Origin of the sequence: Segatella copri (assembly GCF_002224675.1) — a bacterium.
Classification (GTDB): Bacteria; Bacteroidota; Bacteroidia; order Bacteroidales; family Bacteroidaceae; genus Prevotella; species Prevotella copri_U.
The window spans coordinates 1-25,211 of the sequence record NZ_NMPZ01000003.1 but is presented as its reverse complement, the minus strand read 5'-3'; the positions used below and the strand labels follow the sequence as shown (position 1 = coordinate 25,211).

The 25,211-nt window shown below is 44.0% G+C and carries 16 protein-coding genes; 9 read left to right on the top strand and 7 right to left on the bottom strand.

Annotated elements, in window-relative coordinates; translation table 11 throughout:
* The first annotated feature begins 44 nt into the window (after nucleotides 1-44).
* The 9 genes from CFT61_RS02920 (at nucleotide 45) to CFT61_RS02880 (ending at nucleotide 18,409) form a co-directional block, all read left to right on the top strand.
* Entirely contained in the window at nucleotides 45-3,158 is a 3,114-nt protein-coding gene (locus CFT61_RS02920) for a glycoside hydrolase family 2 TIM barrel-domain containing protein (RefSeq protein WP_176425480.1), read from the top strand.
* 191 nt (nucleotides 3,159-3,349) lie between these two features.
* Nucleotides 3,350-6,013 (top strand): DNA mismatch repair protein MutS, encoded by a 2,664-nt coding sequence (mutS, locus tag CFT61_RS02915; protein ID WP_089542993.1) that lies wholly within the window; start codon nucleotides 3,350-3,352, stop codon nucleotides 6,011-6,013.
* Between the two features lie 108 nt (nucleotides 6,014-6,121).
* On the top strand, nucleotides 6,122-6,613 hold the full coding sequence (locus CFT61_RS02910) for a radical SAM-associated putative lipoprotein (protein WP_089542992.1): 492 nt from the start codon (nucleotides 6,122-6,124) through the stop codon (nucleotides 6,611-6,613).
* 4 nt (nucleotides 6,614-6,617) lie between these two features.
* A complete protein-coding gene (locus CFT61_RS02905) occupies nucleotides 6,618-7,694 on the top strand; it encodes a TIGR04133 family radical SAM/SPASM protein (RefSeq protein ID WP_089542991.1) in 1,077 nt (358 codons plus the stop codon).
* Between the two features lie 84 nt (nucleotides 7,695-7,778).
* Nucleotides 7,779-9,542 (top strand): tetratricopeptide repeat protein, encoded by a 1,764-nt coding sequence (locus CFT61_RS02900; protein ID WP_089542990.1) that lies wholly within the window; start codon nucleotides 7,779-7,781, stop codon nucleotides 9,540-9,542.
* A gap of 192 nt (nucleotides 9,543-9,734) precedes the next feature.
* A complete protein-coding gene (locus CFT61_RS02895) occupies nucleotides 9,735-12,017 on the top strand; it encodes a carboxypeptidase regulatory-like domain-containing protein (protein WP_142990537.1) in 2,283 nt (760 codons plus the stop codon).
* Between the two features lie 860 nt (nucleotides 12,018-12,877).
* The gene (locus tag CFT61_RS02890) at nucleotides 12,878-14,632 is read left to right on the top strand and encodes a hypothetical protein (RefSeq protein ID WP_142990536.1); all 1,755 of its coding nucleotides are present in this window, start codon (nucleotides 12,878-12,880) and stop codon (nucleotides 14,630-14,632) included.
* Between the two features lie 192 nt (nucleotides 14,633-14,824).
* Entirely contained in the window at nucleotides 14,825-17,110 is a 2,286-nt protein-coding gene (locus CFT61_RS02885) for a carboxypeptidase-like regulatory domain-containing protein (RefSeq protein ID WP_142990535.1), read from the top strand.
* 162 nt (nucleotides 17,111-17,272) lie between these two features.
* Nucleotides 17,273-18,409 (top strand): AAA family ATPase, encoded by a 1,137-nt coding sequence (locus tag CFT61_RS02880; RefSeq protein ID WP_089542986.1) that lies wholly within the window; start codon nucleotides 17,273-17,275, stop codon nucleotides 18,407-18,409.
* 67 nt (nucleotides 18,410-18,476) lie between these two features.
* Here the strand turns inward: CFT61_RS02880 and CFT61_RS02875 are convergent, their stop codons facing one another.
* From CFT61_RS02875 to CFT61_RS02845, 7 genes are all read right to left on the bottom strand, one after another.
* Entirely contained in the window at nucleotides 18,477-19,595 is a 1,119-nt protein-coding gene (locus tag CFT61_RS02875; RefSeq protein ID WP_089542985.1) for an efflux RND transporter periplasmic adaptor subunit, read from the bottom strand.
* 23 nt (nucleotides 19,596-19,618) lie between these two features.
* The gene (locus CFT61_RS02870; protein ID WP_089542984.1) at nucleotides 19,619-20,866 is read right to left on the bottom strand and encodes an ABC transporter permease; all 1,248 of its coding nucleotides are present in this window, start codon (nucleotides 20,864-20,866) and stop codon (nucleotides 19,619-19,621) included.
* Nucleotides 20,867-20,930: 64 nt separating this feature from the next.
* Entirely contained in the window at nucleotides 20,931-22,190 is a 1,260-nt protein-coding gene (locus CFT61_RS02865; RefSeq protein WP_089542983.1) for an ABC transporter permease, read from the bottom strand.
* A gap of 15 nt (nucleotides 22,191-22,205) precedes the next feature.
* Complete coding sequence (locus CFT61_RS02860) at nucleotides 22,206-22,922, bottom strand: ABC transporter ATP-binding protein (protein ID WP_089542982.1); 717 nt, start codon at nucleotides 22,920-22,922, stop codon at nucleotides 22,206-22,208.
* 162 nt (nucleotides 22,923-23,084) lie between these two features.
* On the bottom strand, nucleotides 23,085-23,456 hold the full coding sequence (locus CFT61_RS02855; RefSeq protein ID WP_022120379.1) for a GntR family transcriptional regulator: 372 nt from the start codon (nucleotides 23,454-23,456) through the stop codon (nucleotides 23,085-23,087).
* Between the two features lie 19 nt (nucleotides 23,457-23,475).
* On the bottom strand, nucleotides 23,476-24,321 hold the full coding sequence (locus CFT61_RS02850; protein WP_142990534.1) for a hypothetical protein: 846 nt from the start codon (nucleotides 24,319-24,321) through the stop codon (nucleotides 23,476-23,478).
* A 14-nt stretch (nucleotides 24,322-24,335) separates the two neighbouring features.
* The gene (locus CFT61_RS02845; protein ID WP_089542980.1) at nucleotides 24,336-25,160 is read right to left on the bottom strand and encodes an ABC transporter ATP-binding protein; all 825 of its coding nucleotides are present in this window, start codon (nucleotides 25,158-25,160) and stop codon (nucleotides 24,336-24,338) included.
* Nucleotides 25,161-25,211 lie beyond the last annotated feature (51 nt).

The window sequence follows — 25,211 nt, the reverse complement described above, 5'->3', positions numbered from 1 at the left end:
AAGTTAAAGGAGTTAAGAAGTAATATCAATAACTGATTAGGAATATGAATATCAGAACCATCGCAAATGTATCACTTTGCCTTGCCATGCTTTCGATGAGCAGTGGGGCGCTGGCTCAGAGTGAGTCTCGCTGGCAGAATGTGAACATCAATCAGCAGAACCGAGAGCCTCGACGTGCCAATTTCTTCGCATTCGAGAATTTGGAGAAGGCGCAGAGTTTTGATAAGAAGAAGTCGGCCAACTACCTTTCCATGGAAGGTATGTGGAAGTTTAATTTCGTGAAGGACCACAACAAGCGTCCTGCCAACTTCTTTGCTCTGAAGTATGATGACTCACAGTGGAAGGATTTCCCTGTGCCTGGTTTGTTTGAGTTGAACGGATATGGTGATGCTACCTATAAGAACATCGGATATGCCTGGGCAACTCAGTTTGACCCGAACCCTCCTTACATCAGCGAGCTCAACAACTATACGGGTTCTTATCGCCGTACGTTCGAGCTTCCTAAGGACTGGAAGGGGAAGGATGTGTATTTCCACGTGGGTTCTGCCACCAGTAACCTGACTCTCTGGGTGAACGGCAAGTACGTGGGATACAGCGAGGACAGCAAGGTGGCTGCCGAGTTCAACATCTCTAAATATCTCAAGCCGGGAAAGAACCTTATTGCCATGCAGGTAATGCGATGGTGCGATGGTTCTTATTTCGAGGACCAGGACTTCTGGCGATTAACGGGTATCGCCCGTGAGGTGTATCTCTATGCGCGTCCGAAACTGCATGCTGCTGACATCCGTCTGAACGCTGCTTTGGAAAACAACTACCAGGATGGTGTGTTGAACTACAAGGTTTCCTTGAAGGGAGGAAAGACAGACGTTGCCATCACCTTGTGTGATAAGGATGGCAAGCAGATTGCACAGGCTACAGGTGCACAGGGCGTCATCAAGGTGCCAAAGGTAAATGCCTGGACGGCTGAGACTCCTTATTTATATAAGGCATATATCACCCTGAAGAACAAGCAGGGCGCCGCTGAGGTGATTCCGCAAAAGGTGGGATTCCGCAACGTGGAAATCAAGAACGCACAGCTGCTCGTTAACGGACAGCCTGTGCTGGTGAAGGGTGCCGACCGCCACGAGATGGATCCGGACGGTGGCTACGTGGTGAGCCTGGAGCGCATGATTCAGGACATCAAAATCATGAAGCAGTTGAACATCAACGCCGTTCGTACCAGCCACTATCCATGTGATCCTCGCTGGTATGACCTTTGTGATGAATACGGTATCTATATCACCGCTGAGGCAAATCTCGAATCTCATGGTATGGGATATGAAGAGAAGTCGCTCGCCAAGTTCCCTGAATACATATTGCCTCACATCGAGCGCAACGAGGGCAATGTGAAGCCGCTCATCAATCATCCTTCCGTCATCGTATGGAGTCTGGGTAATGAGTGCGGATACGGCGTCAACTTCGAGAAGGCTTACGACTGGGTGAAGGCGTGCGATAAGACCCGCCCTGCACAATATGAACGTGGCGGATACGACAGCAAGACAGATATCTACTGTCCGATGTACATCGGTTACGAGGAAAGCGAGAGCTATTGCAAGAGCAACGGTACCAAGCCATATATCCAGTGTGAGTATGCCCACGCCATGGGTAACTCTGAGGGTGGTTTCAAGGAGTATTGGGACCTGATCCGCAAGTATCCTAAGTACCAGGGTGGTTACATCTGGGACTTCGTTGACCAGGGTCTGCGCGACAAGAGTCCTGTCACCGGCAAGGAAATCTTTACCTATGGTGGCGACTACGGACGCTATCCGGGCAGTGACTACAACTTCAACTGCAATGGTATCATCGCTCCTAACCGCCGTCTGAATCCTCATGCGTATGAAATTCAGTATGTTCTCCAGAACGTCTGGATCAAGGATTTTGATGCAGAGAACGGTTCTTTCAATGTCTATAACGAGAATTTCTTCAAGAACATTGATGACTTGAACCTGACTGCTACCCTCTTTGCCAACGGCGTGAAGTTGACTACCATTGCGATTCCTGATACCAAGGGCATTGCTCCACAGGCAACCAAGCTGGTAAAGAGCGAGGCGCTGAAGAGTGCCATCGAAAAAGCTGAGGCTGAGCACGCTACAGAGGAAATCACCATCAACTTTGCCTTTGCAAGCGATGGAAGCCAGCCGCTGGTTGACAAGGGGCAGGTGATGGCTCGCCAGCAGATTGTGCTCAACGGATATGAGTTCGACAAAGTGGATGCTCCTGCCAACACCGGCAGCAAGATTGAGGTTGAGGAGACCAACAGCTATGTGAAGGTTTCTGCAGAGAGAATGTCGGTTACCATCGGCAAGAAGACCGGTATGATTGATTACCTCGATGTGGATGGCGAACCAATGTTGAAGTTCCGTGAGAGCATGACTCCTGAGTTCTGGCGTGCTCCTACCGACAATGACTACGGTGCTTCTCTCCAGAAGAAGATGAGAGTCTGGAAGAACCCTCAGATGAACCTGAAGTCATTCGACAAGAGTGAGAGCAAGGACAGCGTAGTGCTGACTGCCAACTTCGAGATGCCTGAGGTGAAGGCTGAACTGATGCTCCGCTACCGTATCAATGCGGCTGGTGAAGTGGCTGTTACCGAGAAGATGACAACAGACAAGGAGGCAAAGGTAGCTGATCTGTTCCGCTACGGTATGCAGTTGCAGATGCCTGCTTCTTTCTCTAAGTTGGAGTACTATGGCAGAGGTCCGGAGGAGAACTACATCGACCGTCACTCTTCTGCTTTTATCGGAAAGTATGAGGCTAACGTGAAGGACGAGTATTATCCATACGTCCGTCCGCAGGAGAGCGGTAACCATACAGACATCCGCTACTTCTCTATCTTCAACCCAACCATCGGTAAGGGTATCACCTTCGAGGGCTATGCTCCTATGGAGTGCAGCGCCATCCCTTATCTGGTAGAGGATTTGGATGCAGGTATCGAGAAGGAGCATGCCTGGGGACAGCACAGCGGCGACCTGGTAGAAAAGGGTCTCGTGCAGTTGCACATCCAGCAGCGCCAGTTTGGTCTGGGTTGTATTGACAGTTGGGGTTCTTCGCCAATGGAGAAGTACCGCATGCACTATCAGGACCGCTGCTTCAGCTTCGTAATTAAAGCTAAGAAATAAGATATTTACACACTTGTGTATTCATGTAATTCATCGATAAGTGCTCTTCTTGCAGGGATGCAAGGGAGCACTTTTTCTGTTTTATGGGGGAAAAGTTTAAAAATAGATTAAATCCTTTGTTGATTCCCCCTTTTTTTCTTATTTTTGCAAGTCTAACAAAATATAAAGGCAAACATAAGATAATTAAGATAATGGCAAACGATAACAAAGGTCTTACGCCGATGATGCGACAATTCTTCGAGATGAAATCCAAGCATCCCGAGGCTTTGCTGCTTTTCCGTTGTGGCGACTTCTACGAAACTTACTGCGAAGATGCGGTGGAGGCTTCCCATATTCTCGGCATCACCCTGACCCGAAGAAACAACGGTGGGGCTACGGGTAGCATCGAGATGGCTGGATTCCCTCATCATGCACTCGATACTTACCTGCCTAAACTCATCAGGGCAGGAAAGCGAGTTGCCGTATGCGACCAGCTGGAAGACCCGAAGAAGAAACGCCTGGAAATCAAGGGCAAGAAGGGATTGAGCCAGATGGACAAGATGGTGAAGCGCGGTATTACCGAACTCGTTACCCCGGGTGTGGCGATGGGCGACAACGTGCTCAACTACAAGGAGAATAACTTTCTGGCTGCCATCCACTTCGGTAAGACTTCCTGCGGCGTAAGCTTCCTCGATATTTCAACCGGTGAATTCCTCACCGGCGAGGGAACCTATGATTATGTAGAGAAACTGATGGGTAACTTCATGCCGAAAGAGGTGCTCTACGACCGTGCCCGAAAGAATGATTTCGAGAAATACTTCGGTACCAAATACTGCACTTTCGAACTCGACGACTGGGTTTTCACCGAGCAGACGGCGATGCAGAAACTCCTGGGACATTTCAAGACCAAGTCGTTGAAAGGCTTCGGTGTGGAACATCTCAAGAATGGTGTCATCGCCAGCGGTGCCATCATGCAGTATCTGGAGATTACCCAGCATACACAAATCAATCATATCACGGCGCTTTCGCGCATCGAAGAGGATAAGTTCGTGCGCATGGACCGATTCACCATCCGAAGTCTGGAGCTGGTGGCTCCGATGCAGGACGATGGTCTGTCTCTGCTCAACGTCATCGACAAGACTGTAACGGCAATGGGCGGACGAATGCTCCGCCGCTGGCTGGTGTTCCCACTGAAGGATGTGCGTCCTATCAATGAGCGCCTCGACATCGTGGAGTATTTCTTCAAGGAGCCGGAGTTCCGTCAGCTTCTCGACGACCAGCTGCATCGCATCGGCGACCTGGAGCGTATCATCTCCAAGGTGGCCGTGGGCAGAGTATCGCCTCGCGAGGTGGTGCAGCTGAAGAATGCACTCGAAGCCATCCAGCCTATCAAGGTGGCTTGCCAGCATGCCAAGAACGATGCCCTGAAGCGAGTGGGAGAGCAGCTCAACGTATGCGAAACCCTGAAGGACCGTATCGCTAGGGAGATTCAGCCTGATCCGCCTCAGCTTGTCAACAAGGGTGATGTGATAGCCGATGGGTATAATGCTGAACTCGACGATCTGCGTTCCATCAGCCGTCATGGCAAGGATTATCTTCTGAAGATTCAGGAGAGGGAGATCGAGAAGACGGGCATCAGCAGTCTGAAGGTAGGATATAATAATGTATTCGGTTATTATCTGGAAGTGCGCAACACCTTCAAGGACAAGGTGCCTGAGGAGTGGATCCGCAAGCAGACCTTGGCGCAGGCCGAGCGATATATTACTCAGGAACTCAAGGAATACGAGGAGAAGATTCTCGGTGCCGATGAGAAAATCCTGATTCTGGAGGCACGACTCTTCAATGAGTTGATTGCTGCCATGCAGGAGTATATCCCTCAGATTCAGATCAATGCCAACCTCATCGCCCGCATGGACTGTCTCCTCTCTTTTGCCAAGGCTTCGGATGAGAACCGCTATGTGCGCCCGGTTATTGATGATTCGCAGATACTGGATATCAAGCAGGGCCGCCATCCTGTGATTGAAACCCAGTTGCCGCTGGGCGAGCGATACGTGCCAAACGATGTGTTACTCGACACCGAGAAGCAGCAGGTGATGATGATTACCGGTCCTAACATGGCGGGTAAATCTGCCTTGCTCCGTCAGACGGCGCTCATCGTGCTGCTGGCTCAGGTGGGCTGCTTTGTTCCTGCCGAGAGTGCAAGGGTGGGTCTGGTGGATAAGATATTCACCCGTGTGGGAGCCAGCGATAACATCTCGTTGGGTGAATCAACCTTTATGGTGGAGATGACGGAGGCAGCCAATATATTAAATAATGTGTCGCCACGCTCCCTGGTGCTATTCGATGAGTTGGGTCGTGGAACATCCACCTACGATGGCATCAGCATCGCCTGGGCTATCGTGGAGTATCTGCATGAGCACAAGAAGGCACAGGCTCGTACCCTCTTTGCCACTCATTATCATGAGTTGAACGAGATGGAGAAGAATTTCCCTCGCATCAAGAACTTCAACGTGAGTGTGAAGGAGGTGGATGGCAAGGTTATCTTCCTGCGCAAGCTGGAGCCGGGTGGCAGCGAGCACTCCTTCGGTATTCATGTGGCAGAGATTGCCGGAATGCCTCGCAGCATCGTGAACCGTGCCAACGATATCCTGAAGCAGTTGGAGCAGGACAATGCTGGAGTTGGAGGTGCCGGTAAGCCGAACGTGCAGCATCTGGACGAACATAAAGAGGGTGTGCAGCTGAGTTTCTTCCAATTGGATGACCCTGTATTGAGCCAGATAAGGGATGAGATACTTGGCTTGGATGTGAACAATCTCACGCCAGTTGAGGCTCTCAATAAGCTCAACGACATCAAGAAAATCCTGCTGGGTAGATAAAATGCTCTTTAGAACGGATAAAAAAGGTTAAATATCCCCATCACAGAGGGGATATTTTCCTTCTACTGCGTTTCCTTGGTAGAAGTATAATTAATAAATAGGGAGATTATGAAAGTGAAGTTTTTGCATTGGTACAATGCTTTGGCAGCCACACTCTTGTCGCTGCTGGGATTCTCTTCTTGCGGTAGTGAGTTTGGAAAAGATGAACCTTGTTTGTATGGCTCTCCAACTAGTTCTTTTCATGCTAAAGGTAATGTTACTGCCGAAGATGGCACCCCTATCAAGGGCATCAAGGCGGTAGTGGTGGAGGACTATGGTAATGAAGGAAGTTATCGAATGGACTCAGCTTATACCGACAGCAAGGGTGATTATGTTACCAAGGAAAAGAGCATGGATGGCGCCATCGACTGGGTTCATAAAGAGAAACGACTGAAAGTGATTCTCGAAGATGTAGATGGTGGAGCCAATGGTGGTGAATTTGCCACGGATACCATCAAGTCGGAAAATATCACTGTAGAGCCAGTGGGAAAAGGTGAAGGAACTTGGGATTGGGGCTCTTTTGAGGTTACTGCCAATGGCAAGATGAAGAAAAAGAAGTAGTCGTATGACAAATCCTGAATCTTTATCCCTTCGCCGTCGCTTGGCATTGGAGATAGCTCGAAGTCTTTATCAGCAGAAGGTGAAGGAGCATCCTTTGCGCCAACTCTTCTGGGAGTGTACCCTGCGCTGCAACCTGCATTGCCGCCATTGCGGAAGCGACTGCAAGGTGAAGGCAGGGCAGCAAGACATGCCTCTGGCAGACTTCTTGCGAGTACTAGACAACATCAGGCAGCATACCGATCCTCATCAAGTGTTTGTCATCGTAACGGGTGGCGAACCCTTGATGCGTGAAGACATTGCCCAGTGTGGCGCAGCCATCTATCAGAAAGGTTTCCCTTGGGGTATGGTGACCAATGCCCTATATCTTACTCCTCAGAAATTCAATGATTTGCTCCGTGCTGGTCTCCATGCCATGACCATCAGTATGGATGGCTTGGGCGAGGAGCACAACTGGATGCGAGGCAACAAGTATAGCTTCGATATGGTTTCGCAGGCGATAGATATGCTGGTGGCTCATCCAGAGATTAAGTTTGACATCCTCACCTGTGTGAATCGTCGCAATTATCCCCACCTCTCTGCCATCAAGCAATTCCTGATAGATAAAGGTGTCAAGCACTGGCGAGTCGTAGCCGTATTCCCAGTGGGTAGGGCAGCCACCGACCCCGATATGCACCTCACTCCCGAAGAATATCGGGGCATCTTAGACTTCATCAAGCTTACTCGTAAGGAGGGCTTGATAGATTGCAGCTACGGCTGTGAGGGCTTCATGGGCAATTACGAGGGCGATATCCGCAATCATTTCTATTCATGCCAAGCTGGCGTAACAGTTGGTTCCGTTTTGGTGGATGGCTCCATCTCTGCCTGTGCCAGCATCCGTTCCAATTATCATCAAGGCAACATCTACCAAGATGATTTTATGGAAGTGTGGCAGCATCGTTTTGCCCCTTATCGTAACCGAGAGTGGATGCGCAAGGATGAGTGCGCCCAGTGCCGCCACTTCCGCTATTGCCTAGGCAGTGGTATGCACTTGCGTGATGATGAGGGAAGGCTCATTATGTGCCCGCTGCATAGGTTGAAATAAGTTTTCAATAGAAGAGAAACTTTTATAAAGTTTAGTTAGACGTTGTTTAATCGCTATTCGTTTGTAATAGCACTATTTTTTCGTATGAACAAAGCAAGAGTTATCCTTATTTATATGCTCATCTTCATGAGCCTGTCAAGTTGTAGTAATCGTAAATACGAGCAGACTATTACTCGTGCAGACAATCTTATGGAACTCAGTCAAGACTCTGCTCGTTCTGCTCTGGCTATATTGGATAGCATTCGTCCAGACTTATCGAAAATGGGTAAATCTACTCAAATGCGATACCAATTGGTTTATGCAAAAGGTATGAACAAGGGCTATGTGGACTTCACGACAGATAGCTTGATGAAAGAGATTGTAGATTACTATGACAATCACGGGACGTGTCAGCAACAAATGTTGGCACATTATCTCCTGGGTTGTGTCTATCGGGATTTAGGTGATTCTCCAGCTTCTTTATCTTGCTACAATGATGCTGTGGAAAAGGTTGATACCACGAGCTCAGATTGTGACTATAAACTCCTAACTAGAGTTTATGAGCAGCAAGGTGCACTTTTTCTGAGTCAAAGTATGCCTCAAAATGCCTTGTCTGCCTATCAGAAGGCTGAAAAATATGCTTGGATAGCCAAAGATACACTTTCTGCTGTGCTTTCTTACGAACATCTTGGCAATATATACGAATATATGGACAATATGAATAAGGTGATAGAAGTATATGAAAACGCTTCCCGTCGCTATCGTCAGTATGGCTATCCTGTGCAGGCTGCCCGTGCCTTAGGGGGAGCTATCCAAGCATTGATACTTACCAAACAATATGCCAAAGCCAAGAAATATATGGATGTTTTTGAGGCAGAGTCTGGATACTTCCAGAAAGATTCCTGTTATTCATACATTAATTATAGTCATTATTACTATCTAAAGGGACTGTATTGTCTGGAATCACATTCTGATTCAGCAAAATACTGGTTTACTAAATGTCAGGAATTCGCAAAAACAAACAATAATAAAAGTTTTAGTGCTTATGCTTGGTATCTCTATTACATCAAACATCAGCAGATGGATTCTGTTGCTAAATATTCAGAGCAGGCTTTTGCTTACAATGATTCTGCAAACCTGGATATGGAGCGCGACTTAATGCAGAAGATGCAAGCAATATATGATTATGACAGGTGGAAGAATGTGGCTCATAACGAAGAGATAAAGGCTACAAGGGCAAATCTCACCTTGTTAGTTAGTATTCTTGTTTCAGTTTCTGTTATAATAATAGGTATATTGACATTTCTTGTCTATCGGAAAAAAAGAAAGCTGGAACTGCAGGAAAAAGAAGAGCAGGAAAATCAGATAAGACAGCAGATTTATAATACGAAGCAAGAGCTGGAACTGTTGAGAACTGTAAATGATAGAAAAATAGCAGATGTCATCAAGGAGAAGGAACAAACGATTAATAAGTTGAAAGAAGATCTGAAGGATATTCGAGATAAATATTCCAATTCTTCTTTGTCTGATGTTGATATTCTCTTGAAAGAATCTTCTATTTATAAAAGGATTAAATATTTGGAACTCCATCCAAAGGAGACTATGCGAGAGAACGATTGGATAGAATTGGAAGAAACCATAGAGCAGTTAATTCCTTCTTTTATTCCGCTGTTGAAAAATCGTTTGAATGTCATTGCTTATCGAATTTGTTTGTTGGTAAAATTGGAAATATCAACATCAAGTATCGCTATTCTGCTGGGTTTATCTTCATCGGCAATATCTAAAAAAAGAAAGGTAATGTTAGAGAAATTGTGTGGCAGATCTGGAAAGCCTAAGGATTTTGATGAGTATATTCGGCAAATAGAATAAACTTTTTAAAATGCGGTATTTATGTTAAATGCTTAATATATAATGAATTATGTAGAAGAGTAAAAAATGGGTAAATTTTAAAATACCTCTTTCCTTGCTCTTTTCAGAGTGATTCTGTACTTTTGCAATAATTTCTTTAAGGAGTTGCCCTTCGGGGCTATTCTTTTTTTAAAACTAAAAAACAAAGCAGTTATGAAAGGTAAAATAGTCTCATTCATTTTATTGGCATTTATTTCTATCACTCCAGCTTATAGCCAGACCACGATAAAAGGAACGATTGTTGACAGTCTGCAAGTGGGAATACCTTATGCTGCCGTAAAGGTCCTGAAGATGGATTCAACTTTTGTGAAAGGAGTTGCAGCCGATAGCATAGGATGCTTTCAAACTTCAGTACCTCAAGAGGGTAAGTATATTCTGATAGTAAATTCATTAGGTTATGATTCTAAAGTGCAAATTGTAGAAGCCAATAATGCCTCGTCCTCAGTTATCACCTTAACTCCAAACAGCATCGCTCTCCACGATGTCGTTGTAAGGGGAAGCAGTATTACTAGGAAAGATACCCATCTTCAGATTATACCAGATAAACAAATCTATAAACACACCAATAACGGATATGATTTGCTGTATGATTTAATGATTCCCAATTTACAAATTGATAGACAAAAAGGTGCTGTTACCACAATTGGTGGTACTGTCACGCTCTATATAGATGGTCGTAAGGTAGAATATCGTGAAGTAAAAGGATTGAAATCAAAGGACATTCTCAAAGTGGAATATTATGATGTTCCAACAGGAAAATATGCAGGTGATTATGCTTCCATAAACATAATTACCCGTCCTATGACTACTGGTGGCTATATTTCCGTGGATGGCACTCAACAACTAGCATACCAAGAAGGAGATTATAATCTCGCAGCAAAGGTAGCCCATGGTAGTACTAGTTTTACCATTTTTGGGGGATATAACAGACTCCACTATGATGCTGATAAAATAGAAAGAGAAGAATTTTTCCATTTTGACAATAATGAGATTTCACGTTCGTATTCAAGTTATGAGGGTGTAAATAAGCAAAATCAAGAATATGTGCAGTTGAACATTCTTACGAAAAAGAAAAAGTACATGTTGTCAGAGAAACTTTCGCTTGTGAGAAAAGAAAATCCTATAAATCAAACCAACGGAATTCTTTTTGCGAATACGGCACAAACAAGTACAGCCCAATGCTCTACAAATACGTCTTCTAGTTTAATGCCACGTCTTTCTCTTTATGGTAACATAGATGTTACGGACAAACAATATGTGGAACTGTCATTATCTGGGACTTATGGCAGAAACAAATATTCAAATATGTATAAAGATGAAAAATTGAATACAAATACGATTGTCAAGGAGGATTATTATAGTGCAAACTTTTATGGGAAATATGGTATCATATTCCCACACAAAAATAGTTTATCTTTTCATCTAGGTTCTGTCTATATGAATACGATGTCGCAATATATGGGGACTTATGAAGCATGGCAGCATCAATGGTCTTCACAAAGCTATGCATTTGTGGAGTATGTACAGCAATTTGATAAATGGAGATTGCGATTAAAGCCTGGAGCATCAGCTCTTTATTATCATACAAAAGATGCAGATGCAGTGAGCCATTATATTCCACAGTTGCAATCAACAATATTTTGGCAGCCAACAAAGAGTCAGCAAGTGTCTTTGGATATATTGTTTTCTAATGCTTATCCTACTAGTAGCTCTTTAAATACTGCAGAACAAATTATTGACGACCTGCGCATTAAAAGAGGAAATGAAAATTTAAGACCTATGGACTTTTACCAAGGAACAGTTAATTATAATATACAAATAGGTTCTAAAATAAATATTACCTCTTTCAGTAATTTCGTATATCAGCATCATCAATATGTTGAAACTTATTATGAAGAGAATGGTAAACTAATAAATAGTATGGACGATCATAATAATAGCAGAGGTTTCATTGAAATGCTCTCCCTGTCCTGGAAAGCTACAGATAATCTTCGTTTGAAAATCGATGGAGTTTATAACCATACAGATGTTTGGGGTAAATTTCGAACAACTTTCAACTCTTGGCGTGCCTATATGAATGTAAACTATTATTGTAATGAATTCGCATTTCGTATTTGGGCAAATACCAAAGGCAAAGAGATGATACTTCCTATGATTACTGTAGAACATGTACCAGTTAATTATGGCGGTTCTATCAATTGGAATCATAAAGACTGGAGCTTTGAGGTGGGTACTGTATCCCCTTTCCATAAAAACAATGAGTTTATAGAAACGCTGAATGTTCCTGTTTACAATTCCCAAGAACATATCATTTCATCAACAAACAGGAAGTTTTACATCCAAGCAGCCTACACCTTCAACTTCGGCAAGAAGACCCAGAAGGATTGGAAGAATATTGATATGAATGTGAATAGCGCAATTTTGAAAGCAAAGTAAAAAATGAATGTATATTGCAACATTGAAATTCAATGATCAGCTCATATAGGCTAATAATTACAAAAAGTTACCCTAAGGTAACTTACCTTTGGGTAACTTTTTCCTTTTTTACCGCACAGCAGCTGGATTCCATTCGCACAACACCTGATGTGCATCTGCACAACAGTTGATATGCAAGCGCACAACAGCTGTTGTGCGGTTCAAGGTATTAACAATCCCGAAGACAGGTATTATATCTTCTGGCAACTTCTCCTATATCTTCCGATTACTTCTATTATACTTTTCTGCTGCTACTCCTATATCTTTCGATCACTTCTCCTATATCTTTCAATGATTATTGATACTAGTAACTATCGTCCGTTCTGATGATATTTGTGACACCAGTGACACTTATGACACTTGTTTTCTAAAACTTTCTTCACGCGGGCGGGCAGGAAAAATTTTTCAGAAAAGTTTCCCGCCCGCCTACGTGAGAGAGTTTTTAAGAAAACCCTGTCACCAGTGTCATCCGTCATTCCTAAGTAAGTTACTTAGCTATCGTAACCAAGTCACTTAGCTATCCTAAGCAAGTTACTTAGCCGTCCTAAGCAAGTCTCTTTTATCATTGGAATAAATCATCTTTCTGAGCTAATCATCAGAAAAAGAAAGAAAATCCGTGAGAAACAGTGAATAACCGTGAGAAACCGTGAATGGCGGATTCTCATGGATGTATCTTTGCATTGAGATTCAGAAAGGACTACAGGCAATGCGCAGCGCTACTTGACTTTGTTCAGATGAAAGTTCTGCTTTTTTCTAATTTTATAGAGACATTCTGTTGTAGTTTCTTTATTTTTTCGTACTTTTGCAAAAAAAAGAGAGGAATGAAAGAAAAGGTCATATATTTGTTGTTAATCATCATGATTCTTACATCTTGTGCAGGAAACAGAAAGTATGATGATTTGATGCAACGGGCAGATAGCATCATGAATGTTAATGACGACTCTGCCAAGGTTGCCATCCGGATGCTTGATGGGGTCAAATCCCAGTTGCCCGAGTTTACCCAAGCGCAAAAGATGCGCTATGAGTTATTGCGTCATAAGGCGATGAACAAGGCATACATTTCCTTTACTTCTGATAGTAAAATGAAGGAAGTTGTGGATTATTACGACCGTCATGGTTCTGCTAACGAACGGATGCTAGCCAACTATGTCTTGGGTTGCGTATATAGAGATATGCATGAAGTTCCATTGGCATTGGAGTATTATAACAAGGCGGCGGAGCAAGCTGATACCACAGCCGCAGATTGTGATTATGGTACGCTTTACAGAGTGTATAGCCAGATGGGATTTTTGTTTAGCAAACAATATTTACCATATCAATTGTTGGATGCTTTTGGCAAGGCTGAGAAGTATGCTTATTTGGCAAAGGATACATTGAATGCGATTATCAATTACCAAAATAAGGGAGATGCTTATGATTATTTAGGAAAAAAAGATTCTGTTGTTGCTATCAATTTACGTAGCGCAAATATGTTTAAACGGATAGGTGACAACTATAATGCAGCTATCGCTTTGGGATGCAACTACAGCTATTATATAGAGAAGCAAGACTCTGTAAATGCGAAGAAGGCATTTGAAGCATACTTTTCTACAGGGTATGAGGGTAATTCTAACTATGGAGATGCCAAGGCTTTCCTATTGTGTGAAAAGGGTAGATATTATATGTTTGTTTCCCGGCTAGATTCTGCTTTTTCCTGTCTCAATCAGAGTCTGAAGTTAAGTAAATCATATAGTAATAAAGCTGCTGCGACCAAAGTATTGGCTCAATACTATGCAAGGGTAAATAAGCCGGTATTGGCAATGAAGTATGCTTTGAAAAGTTCTGAATATAACGATTCTGATTTACTGGCAGTAAGGGAAAGTCAGCTGCAACAAATTCAAGCGATGTATAATTATGGAAGAAATCAGGAGATAGCAAGAAAAGCGGAACTCAAGGCGGAAAGAATTACGATGTTGGTGTATGTCTTAATTGCAGGTGGAGTCGTGATATTTCTGTTGTTGACTTATCTTTATCTCAAGCAACTAAAGAAGAAGAAGGAGAAAATACTTGTGACTAAGCATCTTTATGATGATAGTCTGTTGAAGTTACGACAAAAGCAGGAAGAGTTGGAACTGTTGAGAACAGTAAATGATAGAAAAATAGCGGATGTCATCAAGGAGAAGGAACAAACGATTAATAAGTTGGAAGATGATCTGAAGGATATTCGAGAAAAATATTCCAACTCTTCTTTATCAGATGTTGATATTCTCTTGAAAGAATCTTCTATTTATAAAAGAATTAAATATTTGGAACTCCATCCAAAGGAGACTATGCGAGAGAACGATTGGATAGAATTGGAAGAAACCATAGAGCAGTTAATTCCTTCTTTTATTCCGCTGTTGAAAAATCGTTTGAATGTTATGGCTTATCGAATTTGTTTGTTGGTAAAATTGGAAATATCAACATCAAGTATCGCTATTCTCTTGGGCTTATCTTCATCGGCAATATCTAAATATAGAAAGGTAATGTTGGAGAAATTGTGTGGCAGATCAGGAAAGCCTAAGGATTTTGATGAGTATATTCGGCAAATTGAATAAGCTTTTTAAAATGCAGCGTTTATGTTAAATGCTTAATATATAATGAATTATGTAGAAGGGTAAAAAATAGGTAAATTTAAAAATACCTCTTTCCTTGCTCTTTTCTGAGTGATTCTGTACTTTTGCAATAATTTCTTTAAGGAGTTGCCCTTCGGGGCTATTCTTATTTTAAAACTAAAAAACAAAGCAGTTATGAAAGGTAAAATAGTCTCATTCATTTTATTGGCATTTATTTCTATCGCTCCAGCTTATAGCCAGACCACGATAAAAGGAACCATTGTTGACAGTCAGCAAGTGGGGATACCTTATGCTGCCGTAAAGGTTCTGAAGATGGATTCTACTTTTGTGAAAGGAGTTGCAGCCGATAGCATAGGATGCTTCAATATGGAAATCTCCTCAGAAGGAAATTATATATTGTTAGTAAGTTCTATGGGGTATGCTCCATACTATCATACTTTCAAACTTCACGCTAAGGAAATGATTCTGCCAAATATTACCCTCAAGAATAACGAAGTAGCTTTAAACGATGTTGTAATCAAAGGTAATAGACTTGTCCGTAAAGAGGACAAGTTTATAATTATTCCTGACCAACAAATAGTGAAGCATACTTTCGGCGGTTATGATTTGCTTGCGGACTTGATGATTCCTAACGTAAGAGTCGATAGATTTAAAGGAACTGTTGAGACTTTTGGAGGAAATGTATCTTTGTATATTGATGGTAGAAAAGTTGACTATAGGGAGATAAAGAACCTCAAACCGAAGGACGTAGAGAAAATTGAATATTATGATGTGCCAACTGGTAAATATGCAGAAGATATAGCAGCCATCAACTTCATAACTCGCCAATATACAACAGGTGGTTATGTGGCACTTGATGGTACTCAACAATTTACATATTTTGATGGAGACTACAATGTAGCCGCCAAGGTGGCTAGTGGCAATACTACCATAACATTCTTCGGTGGATATAACGGGAAGGAATATAGTGGAGACCAGTATGAGAAAAATGAAACATTCCATTTTAAGGAAGGTGATATGATGCGTAACTATAAACAGACGGGTGGTACTAATAAGTCCAACCAAGAGTATGCACAAATGAATATTGCCACGAGAAAGCAGAAATATATGTTGTCGGAGAAAATAACACTTGTTCGCAATGAAAATCCTGGTTCAACTACAACAGGGGTGTTGACGACAAGTTATGGGGCAGCTCCTTCTGAGTCTTTTTCTAGGAACAAACAGTCTAACTTAATGCCGAAAGTTAATTTATATGGAAATTTTGATATTACAGATAAGCAATATCTGGAAGTCACCCTTATGGGCTCATACAGCAAAAACAAATATTTGTATGAGTACCAATTGGATGGCTTTACTACTAATACAGACTCCAAGGAAGATGCATATACCTTACAAAGTAATATCAAGTATGGCATAAAACTGCCTCATAAGAATTCGCTGTCTATTTCTCTTAGTAGCTATTATTCAAATAATTCTATCTCATATACAGGAACTTATACATCGTGGCAGCATCAATGGACGTTGCAGAATTCTTCATATATAAACTATGTTCAACGCATAGGCAAGTGGAATATATCAGTGACTCCTGCTTTCACAGTTTTGCAATACCGTCTGCATGGAACAGAAATAGTTAAACAATATACTCCACGTTTCTTTTCTACTATATTTGTGCAACCAGTACCCAACCAACAATTGTCATTGGATTTGACTTATGCAAATGCAAACCCAAACATCAGTGCCACAAATATGGCAGAACAAACTGTTGATGAATTGATTATCAAAAGAGGAAATAAAGATTTGCGACCATCCAATTTCTTTATAGGTACGCTGAATTATAATATTCAGTTTGGTAAATTTAATGCGTTTGTTATGGGTTCATATACATATCAGCATCGTCCAATAGTTTCTGTTTTTTATCAGCAAGAGGGAAAAATGATTCAAAGTTTTGATGATCGTGAAAATACCCAAAGTTTAGTAGGATTACTTTCTTTAACATGGCGTGCTTTTAAAAATTTCAATATGTCCTTTGATGCTCAATATAACCATGTTGATTTTTATGGTGTATGTGATAAAGTGTTGGACCAATGCAATTTCAGAATCGTTGCGAATTACTATTGGAAAGATTTTGCTTTCCGTCTTAATGGTGGTACAAAATCAAAGATTCTCTTGGGCAATATGATAAAAGAAGAGAATCCTGTGTACTATAATGCATCTGTTTCTTGGAGCCATAATGTTTGGAATTTAGAAGTAGGAACTTCAGCTCCATTTACGAAACGAGTTCACTTCTATAGTTCGTTGGATGCTCCGCTCTATAGCTATAATGTATGTTCCTCTAGCAAACAGTATCAGCAAACAGTCTATCTAAAAGCAGCCTACACCTTCAACTTCGGCAAGAAAATCCAGAAGGATTGGAAGAATATTGATATGAATGTGAATAGCGCAATTTTGAAAGCAAAGTAAAAAATGAATGTATATTGCAACATTGAAATTCAATGATCAGCTCATATAGGCTAATAATTACTAAAAGTTACCCTAAGGTAAGTTACCTTTGGGTAACTTTTTGTATATTTGCAGGTGATACGAATGTTGTAAAACAGATAAAACGAATTTAATAAGAAGAATATGGCAGTATTTCAATCTCCTTTTCAGTTTGGTACTTTGGCTACCGAAGAGAATTTTATCGACCGAACGGAAGACAGGGCTTTGCTCAAGCAACTCCTGGCTTCCCATATCAACGTGATGCTCATTTCTCCACGTCGATGGGGAAAATCGTCGCTTGTAAAGAAGGCGATGACGGAACTGAGTGAAGAAGATAAGGAGGTGAGAATCTGCTATATAGATGCTTTCAGTATTGGCTCGGAAGCAGAATTCTATCGCACTTTTGCCAGTCAGGTCATAGCCTGCGCTTCTTCCAAGATAGAACGTTGGATAGAGGACGCCAAGAAGTTCTTGACGGGTGTAGTTCCACAGATAGTGGTTAACGACCAGATTACGGATTTTGTGGCTTTCGACTTGAAGTTTGTGCCGCAAGAAAGAGATAAGATGGCAATTCTCCAATTGCCGGAGTTGCTGGCGAAGGAAAAGGGAATCAGGATTATTGTGTGCATAGATGAATTCCAGCAGTTGGCTAATCTCCCGGAATATAAGGATATGGAGGGCAAGATGCGCTCAGTATGGCAACAGCAGCAGTTGACCTCTTATTGCCTTTATGGCAGTAAGCGCAATATGATGCTCAACATTTTCAATAATTCCAACAGTCCGTTCTATCGTTTCGGACAGGTTATTTTCATGCAGAAGATAGCCAAGGAGCATTGGATTCCTTTTATCTTATCATCTTTTGAGAAGACCGGCAAGCGAATTTCAGAATCTTTTGCCAGTAGGATTTGCGATGTGGTGGAGTGTCATTCCTGGTATCTGCAGCAGTTGTGCTATTTTATTTGGAGCTTTACGGTTTCTGAGGTGACGGAAGAAGTGTTCTCTCTCGGTCTCAAGCAGGTATTGAACATCAATACCCCTATGTTTCAGAACGATACGGAAAATCTCAGTTCTACCCAGATAGAGATGCTCAAGGCGATAGCTGATGGTGAGCAGCATTTCTCATCACAAGCAGTGAAGCAGGTGTATAACCTGGGTAATCCCAATACGATAGTTAAGAACAAGAAGATTCTTCAGAACAAGGATATCATAGAGAAGCAGAAAGCTGATTTTGTATTTGTAGATCCGGTCTATCGTCTGTGGTTTAAGGAAGAGTATTGTTAAATGGCTGATCACAATAAAAAAAGGTTATCCAAGGGTAAAATTACCTTTAGATAACCTTTTTTATGCTTTATTCTTCATCATCCTTGTTGTCTGCCACAACCTGCGGACCTCTTACCTTATCCTTCAAGCTCAGACCCTTCTTGATTTCGATGTTCACACCATCGCTCAATCCGGTGGTTACTTGCTTGCGCTCGTAGGTCTTTTTCTCGCCGCTGCCCTTTACGATATAGACAAAGGTGCTGTCGCCACTGAACTCAATGGCACTCTCCGGAACGGTAATCACGTGGCTCGCCTTTGCCAATACGATCTCGGCGTTGGCGCTGTAGCCGGAACGGATCTTGCCTCCCTTTACTGAGCGGACGGCTGCCTTTACCTCAAACTGGTTGGCACCATTGTTTTCTACTGCCTTTGGTGAAATGTACTCCAGGTCGGCATCAAACTTCAGGTCCTGCATCGCTCCAATGGTGATCTTCATCGGCATTCCCACTACGAGATTGCCCACCTCCGTCTCGTCAATATTGCCACGGAAGATGAGGTCGTTCATGTTTGCCACACTGGCGATGGTGGTTCCGTCATTAAAGGTGTTGGCAAGAATCACGGAGTTACCTACTTTGACAGGAATATCGAGGATAATTCCCGAAATGGTAGAACGGATGAGGGTGGAAGAAGCGCTGGCGTTGCTCTTGGAAACACCATCACGAACCACTTCGAGCGCATCCAGGGCGGCAACTTTCTCCTCCTTTGCCTGTTGCAACGACTGTTTTACCTTGTCAAACTCATCGGCGCTGACCAGCTGCTTCTTGTAGAGCTGTTCCTCGCGACCATAGTTTACCTGTGCCTGCTTCAGGTTAATTTCGGCAAGGCGCACACGAGCCTGCGCTGAACTGAGCTGTCCCATATCCGGAATCACCTTTACCTTGGCGATTACCTCGCCTGCCTGCACGAAATCGCCTGCCTGCTTGCAGATTTCGGTGATGATACCGCTGATCTGAGGCTTTACGTTCACCTCGTTGCGAGGCTCTATCTTACCCGTAATCACCGTGGTTTTCAACACATCGCCCATCTTTGGGGTAAACTCGGTATATTCCACAGGCTTAGGCTGTGATTTCTCATAAAGGAACACGAAGGTTCCGATGAAAATCAAGGCGACTATCGCCGCAACTATCAACTTTGAATACTTTTTCATATCTTTTATATCTTATTTTTCTTTTATTCGTCTCTCATTGCATCTACTGGCTTGATGCTCATGGCTCGCCACGCTGGGGCAAGTCCGGCAAGACCGCCAAGGATGCAGATGAGGATGGCTGAGGAGATGGCTGTCCAGAAATCTACCTGGAAGTGGGCGGTGAGAATGCCATCCGTGGTGTTCGCCATCTCCAGCATCTGCAGGATGGCTACTCCGAAGATGATGCCGCTCATGCCTGCCACCAGGGTGAGGATAATACTCTCTGAGATGATTTGCGAGAGAATCATCTTTGGCGTGGCGCCGATGGCTCGGCGAATGCCTATCTCGGTGGTTCGCTCCTTCACCGTTACCATCATGATGTTGGAAACTCCGATGGCGCCGGCGAGAAGGGTGCCGATACCTACCAGCCAGATGAGGAAGTTGACACCCTTAAACAGATTGTCGAGCATCTGGAAGAGCACCTCCGTATTGAACACCATGATTCCTTTTTCATCTGAAGGGTCGATGTTGTGAGCCCTGGCTATGGTTTCACGCATTCGCTGGGCGATGCTGCTCATTACCACGCCCGGCTTACCGGTGGTAGCGATGATGTCGATGGCGGTTCCGCGGTTGTAGGCGGTGCGGAGCACGGTTTGCGGAATGGTGATGGTTTCGTCGGCTCTACCGCCGAAGTTCACGCCATTTCCCGAGCGGTAATCCACACCCACCACCGTGTAATAGGTGGAATCCACTCGCACGCTCTTGCCGCACGGGTCGCCTCCGCCGGGGAAGAGGGTCTTGTAAATCTGTTTACCGATGACGCAAACCTTGCGCTGGCGGCGCACATCCATCTCGTTGATGTATCTGCCGTAAAACATTTTAGGTGCGGAAACCTGGGCGTAATCGGGATTCACGCCCTGCGTGCTGCCGCTGAATTTCTTGTCGCCAAACACCACCGACTTGTTGCCTCCGAAGAGCAGCGGGGTGATGACATCGAGTTCGGGCACCCTGTGGCGCAGTCGCTCCAGGTCTTTCTCTTCCATCTGCCAGGAACGCCCCTTGTTGAATCCCTTGTAGGGTTTGGTGGTGTTCTGCGCCCAGATGATGGCGGTGTTGGTGGCGAAGCCTGCGAAGTTGTTCTGCAGTATCTCCTTCAGTCCTTGTCCGCCACCCATCAGGGCGATGAGCATAAACACGCCCCAGAACACGCCGAAGCCCGTGAGCAGACTGCGGCTCTTGTTCCTCGTGATGGTATCGAGAATCTCTTTATATGTATCTAAATCTAATCGCATAGCCTAGTCTATATATATAATAAGGTGTAAGCCTAATTAAACATTAATCACTACTCATTAATCATTATTCCGCTCTCAGCGCCTCTATCGGTCGGATTCTTGCAGCCTTGATGGCTGGGATGAGTCCGGCGATGGTGCCTGCGATGACGATGGCGATGGTAGCACCGATGCAGGTGCCGAGGCCCACCGTAGGGTTCACAAACATGGCGGCTTTAAACAGTCCGGTATCTACGGTGGTGTGGCCGATGGTAGCATCCATGATCTCGTTTGCCGCCACGCCACAGACCATTCCGATGTAGCCGAAGAACGAGGTGATGATGATGCTCTCGGTGATGATGAGCTTCAGTATCGACCAAGGTTTGGCACCGATGGCTTTTCTTACGCCAAACTCTCGGGTTCGTTCCTTCACGGTGATGAGCATGATGTTGCTAACACCCACGATGCCGCTCAGCAGGGTGAACAGACCTACTATCCAGAGTGCCGTCTGCATGATGGCGATTCCCTGGTTCATTTGGATGTTGTCCATGTATCGGTTCCAGAGCCAGATGGTGCGGTCGTCATCGGGAGCAGCCTGGTGGTTGTTGTTGATGCTGGCACGATAGTTCTTCTCAAACTGCTCGTTATCTTCCTGGGTCTTCAGGTTCTTGATGGTGAACTCCAGACTTCCTGCATCATCGCCCTTGGCATAGATGGTCTTTATGGTGGAGTAGGCGATGAAGGCTTCGGTATTGTTGCGCGATTCATCATCCTTGTAAATTCCTACCACCTGGAAGTTGAGGTTGCTGATCTTTACGTTCTTGCCCACCAGCGAACGGTAGTCTTTGCAGAGTTCCTTGGCTTGGCTTCGGCTCAGCACCACATTCTTGCGCTGGTCCTTCATATCGATTTCGTTGATGAATCGTCCGGCAATCAGCTCCGTCTTGTCGATTTTGGGATGTGTAGGAGCCACACCCACCAATGACTGGCTTGCCACATAATTATCGCCATAATTGATGTTCACGTTATACTGTTCCAATCTTCCACCCACATCATCCACGTACTGGCCGTAGGTCTGGTTGCTGATGAGGATGTCCCTGTCGTTGAGCGTGATGCTTCTGCCTTCCTTCAGTCCCTTGTAAGCCTTGGAGGTTTCGCCCGGGAAAACTCGCATGGAGTTGGCAAGGAATCGGGTGCTTTGCTGCAACTGGGCATTAATCAGTCCGTTGCCGGCGCCCAGCAAGAATATCAGCATGAAGATTCCCCAGGCAACGGCAAATCCCGTGAGCGAAGTGCGGAGCTTGTTGCGCTTCGACGTGCTCCATATTTCTTTGATTAATTCTCTCATGTTCCAAGTTCAAAGTTATTTCACGTAGTCTTTCGATACGAGATGATGGTCTCTGTTGTCTTCGATGCTTCCGATGAGTCCGTCCTTGATATGGATAACCTTATCGGTCTCGTTGGCTACACCGCTTTCATGGGTTACCACTACGATGGTCATTCCCTCCTTCTGGTGCAGTTCCTTCAGCAGGTCCATTACTTCCACGCTCGTTTTGGAGTCGAGGGCTCCGGTAGGCTCATCGGCTAGGATGATTTCGGGTTTGGTGATGAGGGCACGGGCGATGGCTACACGCTGCTTCTGTCCGCCCGACATCTCGTTGGGATAATGGTTGGCCCATTGCTTCAAGCCCAGTTTTTCGAGATATTCCATCGCCAGTTCGTGGCGCTTCTTGCGGCTCACGCCCTGGTAGAAGAGTGGAAGCTCCACGTTTTCCACCGCTGTCTTGAACGAGATGAGGTTGAACGACTGGAAGATGAAGCCGATCATCTTGTTGCGGTATTCGGCAGCACGGGTTTCCGAGAGGTCTTTGATGAGCACATCGTTGAGTCGGTATTCGCCCGTATCGTAGTTGTCGAGAATACCCAATATATTTAATAAGGTGGATTTTCCCGAGCCGGAAGCACCCATGATGCTGACGAACTCGCCACGTTCGATGTCGAGGTCGATGCCCTTCAGTACATGGAGTGGCTGAGCACCCGGATAGGTCTTGTTGACGTCTTTTAGATGAATTAATGACATATAATACGCTTGTTTATTGATATGAATTTAAAACGTTAGACGCTTGCAACCTTCTGAAAGTTGCAAGCGTAGCTATTTTTTAAAAACGTGATTATATCCACCTTATTATATATAAGGCAAAGATCGTAGTTAAAAATATGCTTTTGAGAATGAATAGTGTCATCATATCTTTATCTTTTTGAGATTCTTCTCCAATTCTTCCTTCACTTCATCGATGGAGATGTCGAGAAGCTGCATTTGTCGGGCGAGTTCCGGGAGTCTTTCTTTCATAAACTCCTTCTTGCGGGTTTTCTTAATCTGCTTCTTGGCTCCAGCGGAAACAAAGTAGCCCAGGCCTCGCTTATTGTAGATGATCTCATCGGTGGCAAGCAGGTCATATGCCTTCACGGTTGTGTTGGCATTTACCTCCAGTAGTACGGCGTATTCTCTGACGCTCGGTATTCGCTCGTCTTCCTTGTACTTGCCTGCCAGAATCTCATCGCTCAATCGCTCGGCTATCTGTACGTATATCGCTTTATCATTACTGAAAATCATAATCTTCAATTTTAATTTTTTAGATGTTGATCCACTTGTTGCAGATTACCTGCATACGGGTGAAGAGCTTGTAGGATGCCCAATAGTTGAAGGCAGCCAAAGCAAGAAATACTGCCGACGAGGTGAATACAGCAAAATATTGAGCTGAAGAACCCTCTTCGATGTGCAAGGTTCCTACGAAATCAAGCCATCCTGCTTTACCCAGTTCGTTGATAATATAACCAAAAATCAGACAAAGTGCCAATCCCGTACATGCTGTCAGAAGCACAGGAAACTTGCGGTAGAAGGCTCCTCCCAGGGTTGCGAAGGAATGGGCAAATATCAGGAAGGAGTAGCCTGCCAGAATTGTTTGCCAAGAATTGTCTATAGATGAAATAGCAAAAATGGTGTGGCTGAGTACTGGCCATGTAAGGCTGATATGGAAGCCTGGAGTGATGAAAAAGCTAAAGATGAGCTGAATAATATCTGAGATGACCAAGGCTCCTAGTAAAGTCACAAGACCACCAACGGTAACAACCAGGAATCGAGCCACATATTTTTCCAGGTTAGTGGCAGGAAGCATCAGAAAACTTTCGCGCTGTAACTTGGTCTTCATGTTTCTGAAGATGCAAGATGCCAATACGTAAATGACCATAAAAGAAATGAATCCAAAGAACATATATGCGGATTTCTTATAACTGTCGGTCATGGCATCTAGTTCATGGGATGCTGCAATAAAGCCACTAATTTTGTAAAGCCGGATGATGTTTGTGATTGAAAAACAGATGGCGAGTCCTACAATAACTCCCAAATTATGGGTCCAGTTGTTTAATACATCCCAACGGATAATCATTCCTAATCTATGTAAATCGAAATTCTTTTTCATAATCGTCTAATCATTTAATCGTTTAATTTTTTATTAATCACTGCATTGAAGAGCAATTCCAGGTTCATCTGTGTTTCCTGCTCACCCTCCTGTCGCTTGCAGATGGCGGCATTGCCCTGCAGGGTTGGCTCGGCGTAGAGCACGGTGTCGTCCATTTCCTGTGGGTTGCGATATTCGAAGGTGTATTTCTCGCAGATGTCAGAAACCGAAGCATCGAGCAGAAGCTGGCTCTGGTTCATGATAATGATGTGGTCGAGCAACGACTCTACATCGTGCACCTGATGAGTAGAGATGATGAGGGTGCGGTCTTCCGTCATGTTATTGGCGATGACCTTACGGAACTGGCTCTTCGATGGGATGTCGAGACCATTGGTTGGCTCGTCCATCAGAAGAAAGCGGGTACCCGTGGCGAGTGCGAAACTCATGAATACCTTCTTCTTCTGTCCCATCGAGAGTTCGTTCAACTTGAGAGAGAGTGGTAAATCAAAATCCTTGAGGCAACTGTCCAGCACTTCCTGCGAGAAGTTAGGATAGAACTCCTGGTTCATCTTCACGTAGGTGGCAAGGGAAACGTTGGGCAGTTCAAACTCTTCGGGCACCATGAAGATGTCCTTCAGCATCTCGGCTTTGCGATCTTGTGCCGAAATGCCATCCACGAGAACGGTACCTTGTTGCTGGCGGAGCAATCCGCTGATGAGATAGAGCAGGGTGCTCTTGCCTGTACCGTTCTTGCCAAGCAAGCCATAAATATTGTTCTCCTTGAGTTCCAAAGAGAAATCTCTAAATACAAGGTGCTTGCTACCTGGGTATCTGAAATCAATGTCTTTAATCTGTATCATAATCTTTAATGTTTTAGTGTACTGCTTTAATAGAACACTGCAAAGGTATGC

Excerpts from the sequence above, each read along its gene's own strand:
- CFT61_RS02920 (WP_176425480.1), top strand. The coding sequence starts at position 45 with ATGAATATCAGAACCATCGCAAATGTATCACTTTGCCTTGCCATGCTT.
- mutS (WP_089542993.1), top strand. The coding sequence starts at position 3,350 with ATGGCAAACGATAACAAAGGTCTTACGCCGATGATGCGACAATTCTTC.
- CFT61_RS02910 (WP_089542992.1), top strand. The coding sequence starts at position 6,122 with ATGAAAGTGAAGTTTTTGCATTGGTACAATGCTTTGGCAGCCACACTC.
- CFT61_RS02905 (WP_089542991.1), top strand. The coding sequence starts at position 6,618 with ATGACAAATCCTGAATCTTTATCCCTTCGCCGTCGCTTGGCATTGGAG.
- CFT61_RS02900 (WP_089542990.1), top strand. The coding sequence starts at position 7,779 with ATGAACAAAGCAAGAGTTATCCTTATTTATATGCTCATCTTCATGAGC.
- CFT61_RS02895 (WP_142990537.1), top strand. The coding sequence starts at position 9,735 with ATGAAAGGTAAAATAGTCTCATTCATTTTATTGGCATTTATTTCTATC.
- CFT61_RS02890 (WP_142990536.1), top strand. The coding sequence starts at position 12,878 with ATGAAAGAAAAGGTCATATATTTGTTGTTAATCATCATGATTCTTACA.
- CFT61_RS02885 (WP_142990535.1), top strand. The coding sequence starts at position 14,825 with ATGAAAGGTAAAATAGTCTCATTCATTTTATTGGCATTTATTTCTATC.
- CFT61_RS02880 (WP_089542986.1), top strand. The coding sequence starts at position 17,273 with ATGGCAGTATTTCAATCTCCTTTTCAGTTTGGTACTTTGGCTACCGAA.
- CFT61_RS02875 (WP_089542985.1), bottom strand. The coding sequence starts at position 19,595 with ATGAAAAAGTATTCAAAGTTGATAGTTGCGGCGATAGTCGCCTTGATT.
- CFT61_RS02870 (WP_089542984.1), bottom strand. The coding sequence starts at position 20,866 with ATGCGATTAGATTTAGATACATATAAAGAGATTCTCGATACCATCACG.
- CFT61_RS02865 (WP_089542983.1), bottom strand. The coding sequence starts at position 22,190 with ATGAGAGAATTAATCAAAGAAATATGGAGCACGTCGAAGCGCAACAAG.
- CFT61_RS02860 (WP_089542982.1), bottom strand. The coding sequence starts at position 22,922 with ATGTCATTAATTCATCTAAAAGACGTCAACAAGACCTATCCGGGTGCT.
- CFT61_RS02855 (WP_022120379.1), bottom strand. The coding sequence starts at position 23,456 with ATGATTTTCAGTAATGATAAAGCGATATACGTACAGATAGCCGAGCGA.
- CFT61_RS02850 (WP_142990534.1), bottom strand. The coding sequence starts at position 24,321 with ATGAAAAAGAATTTCGATTTACATAGATTAGGAATGATTATCCGTTGG.
- CFT61_RS02845 (WP_089542980.1), bottom strand. The coding sequence starts at position 25,160 with ATGATACAGATTAAAGACATTGATTTCAGATACCCAGGTAGCAAGCAC.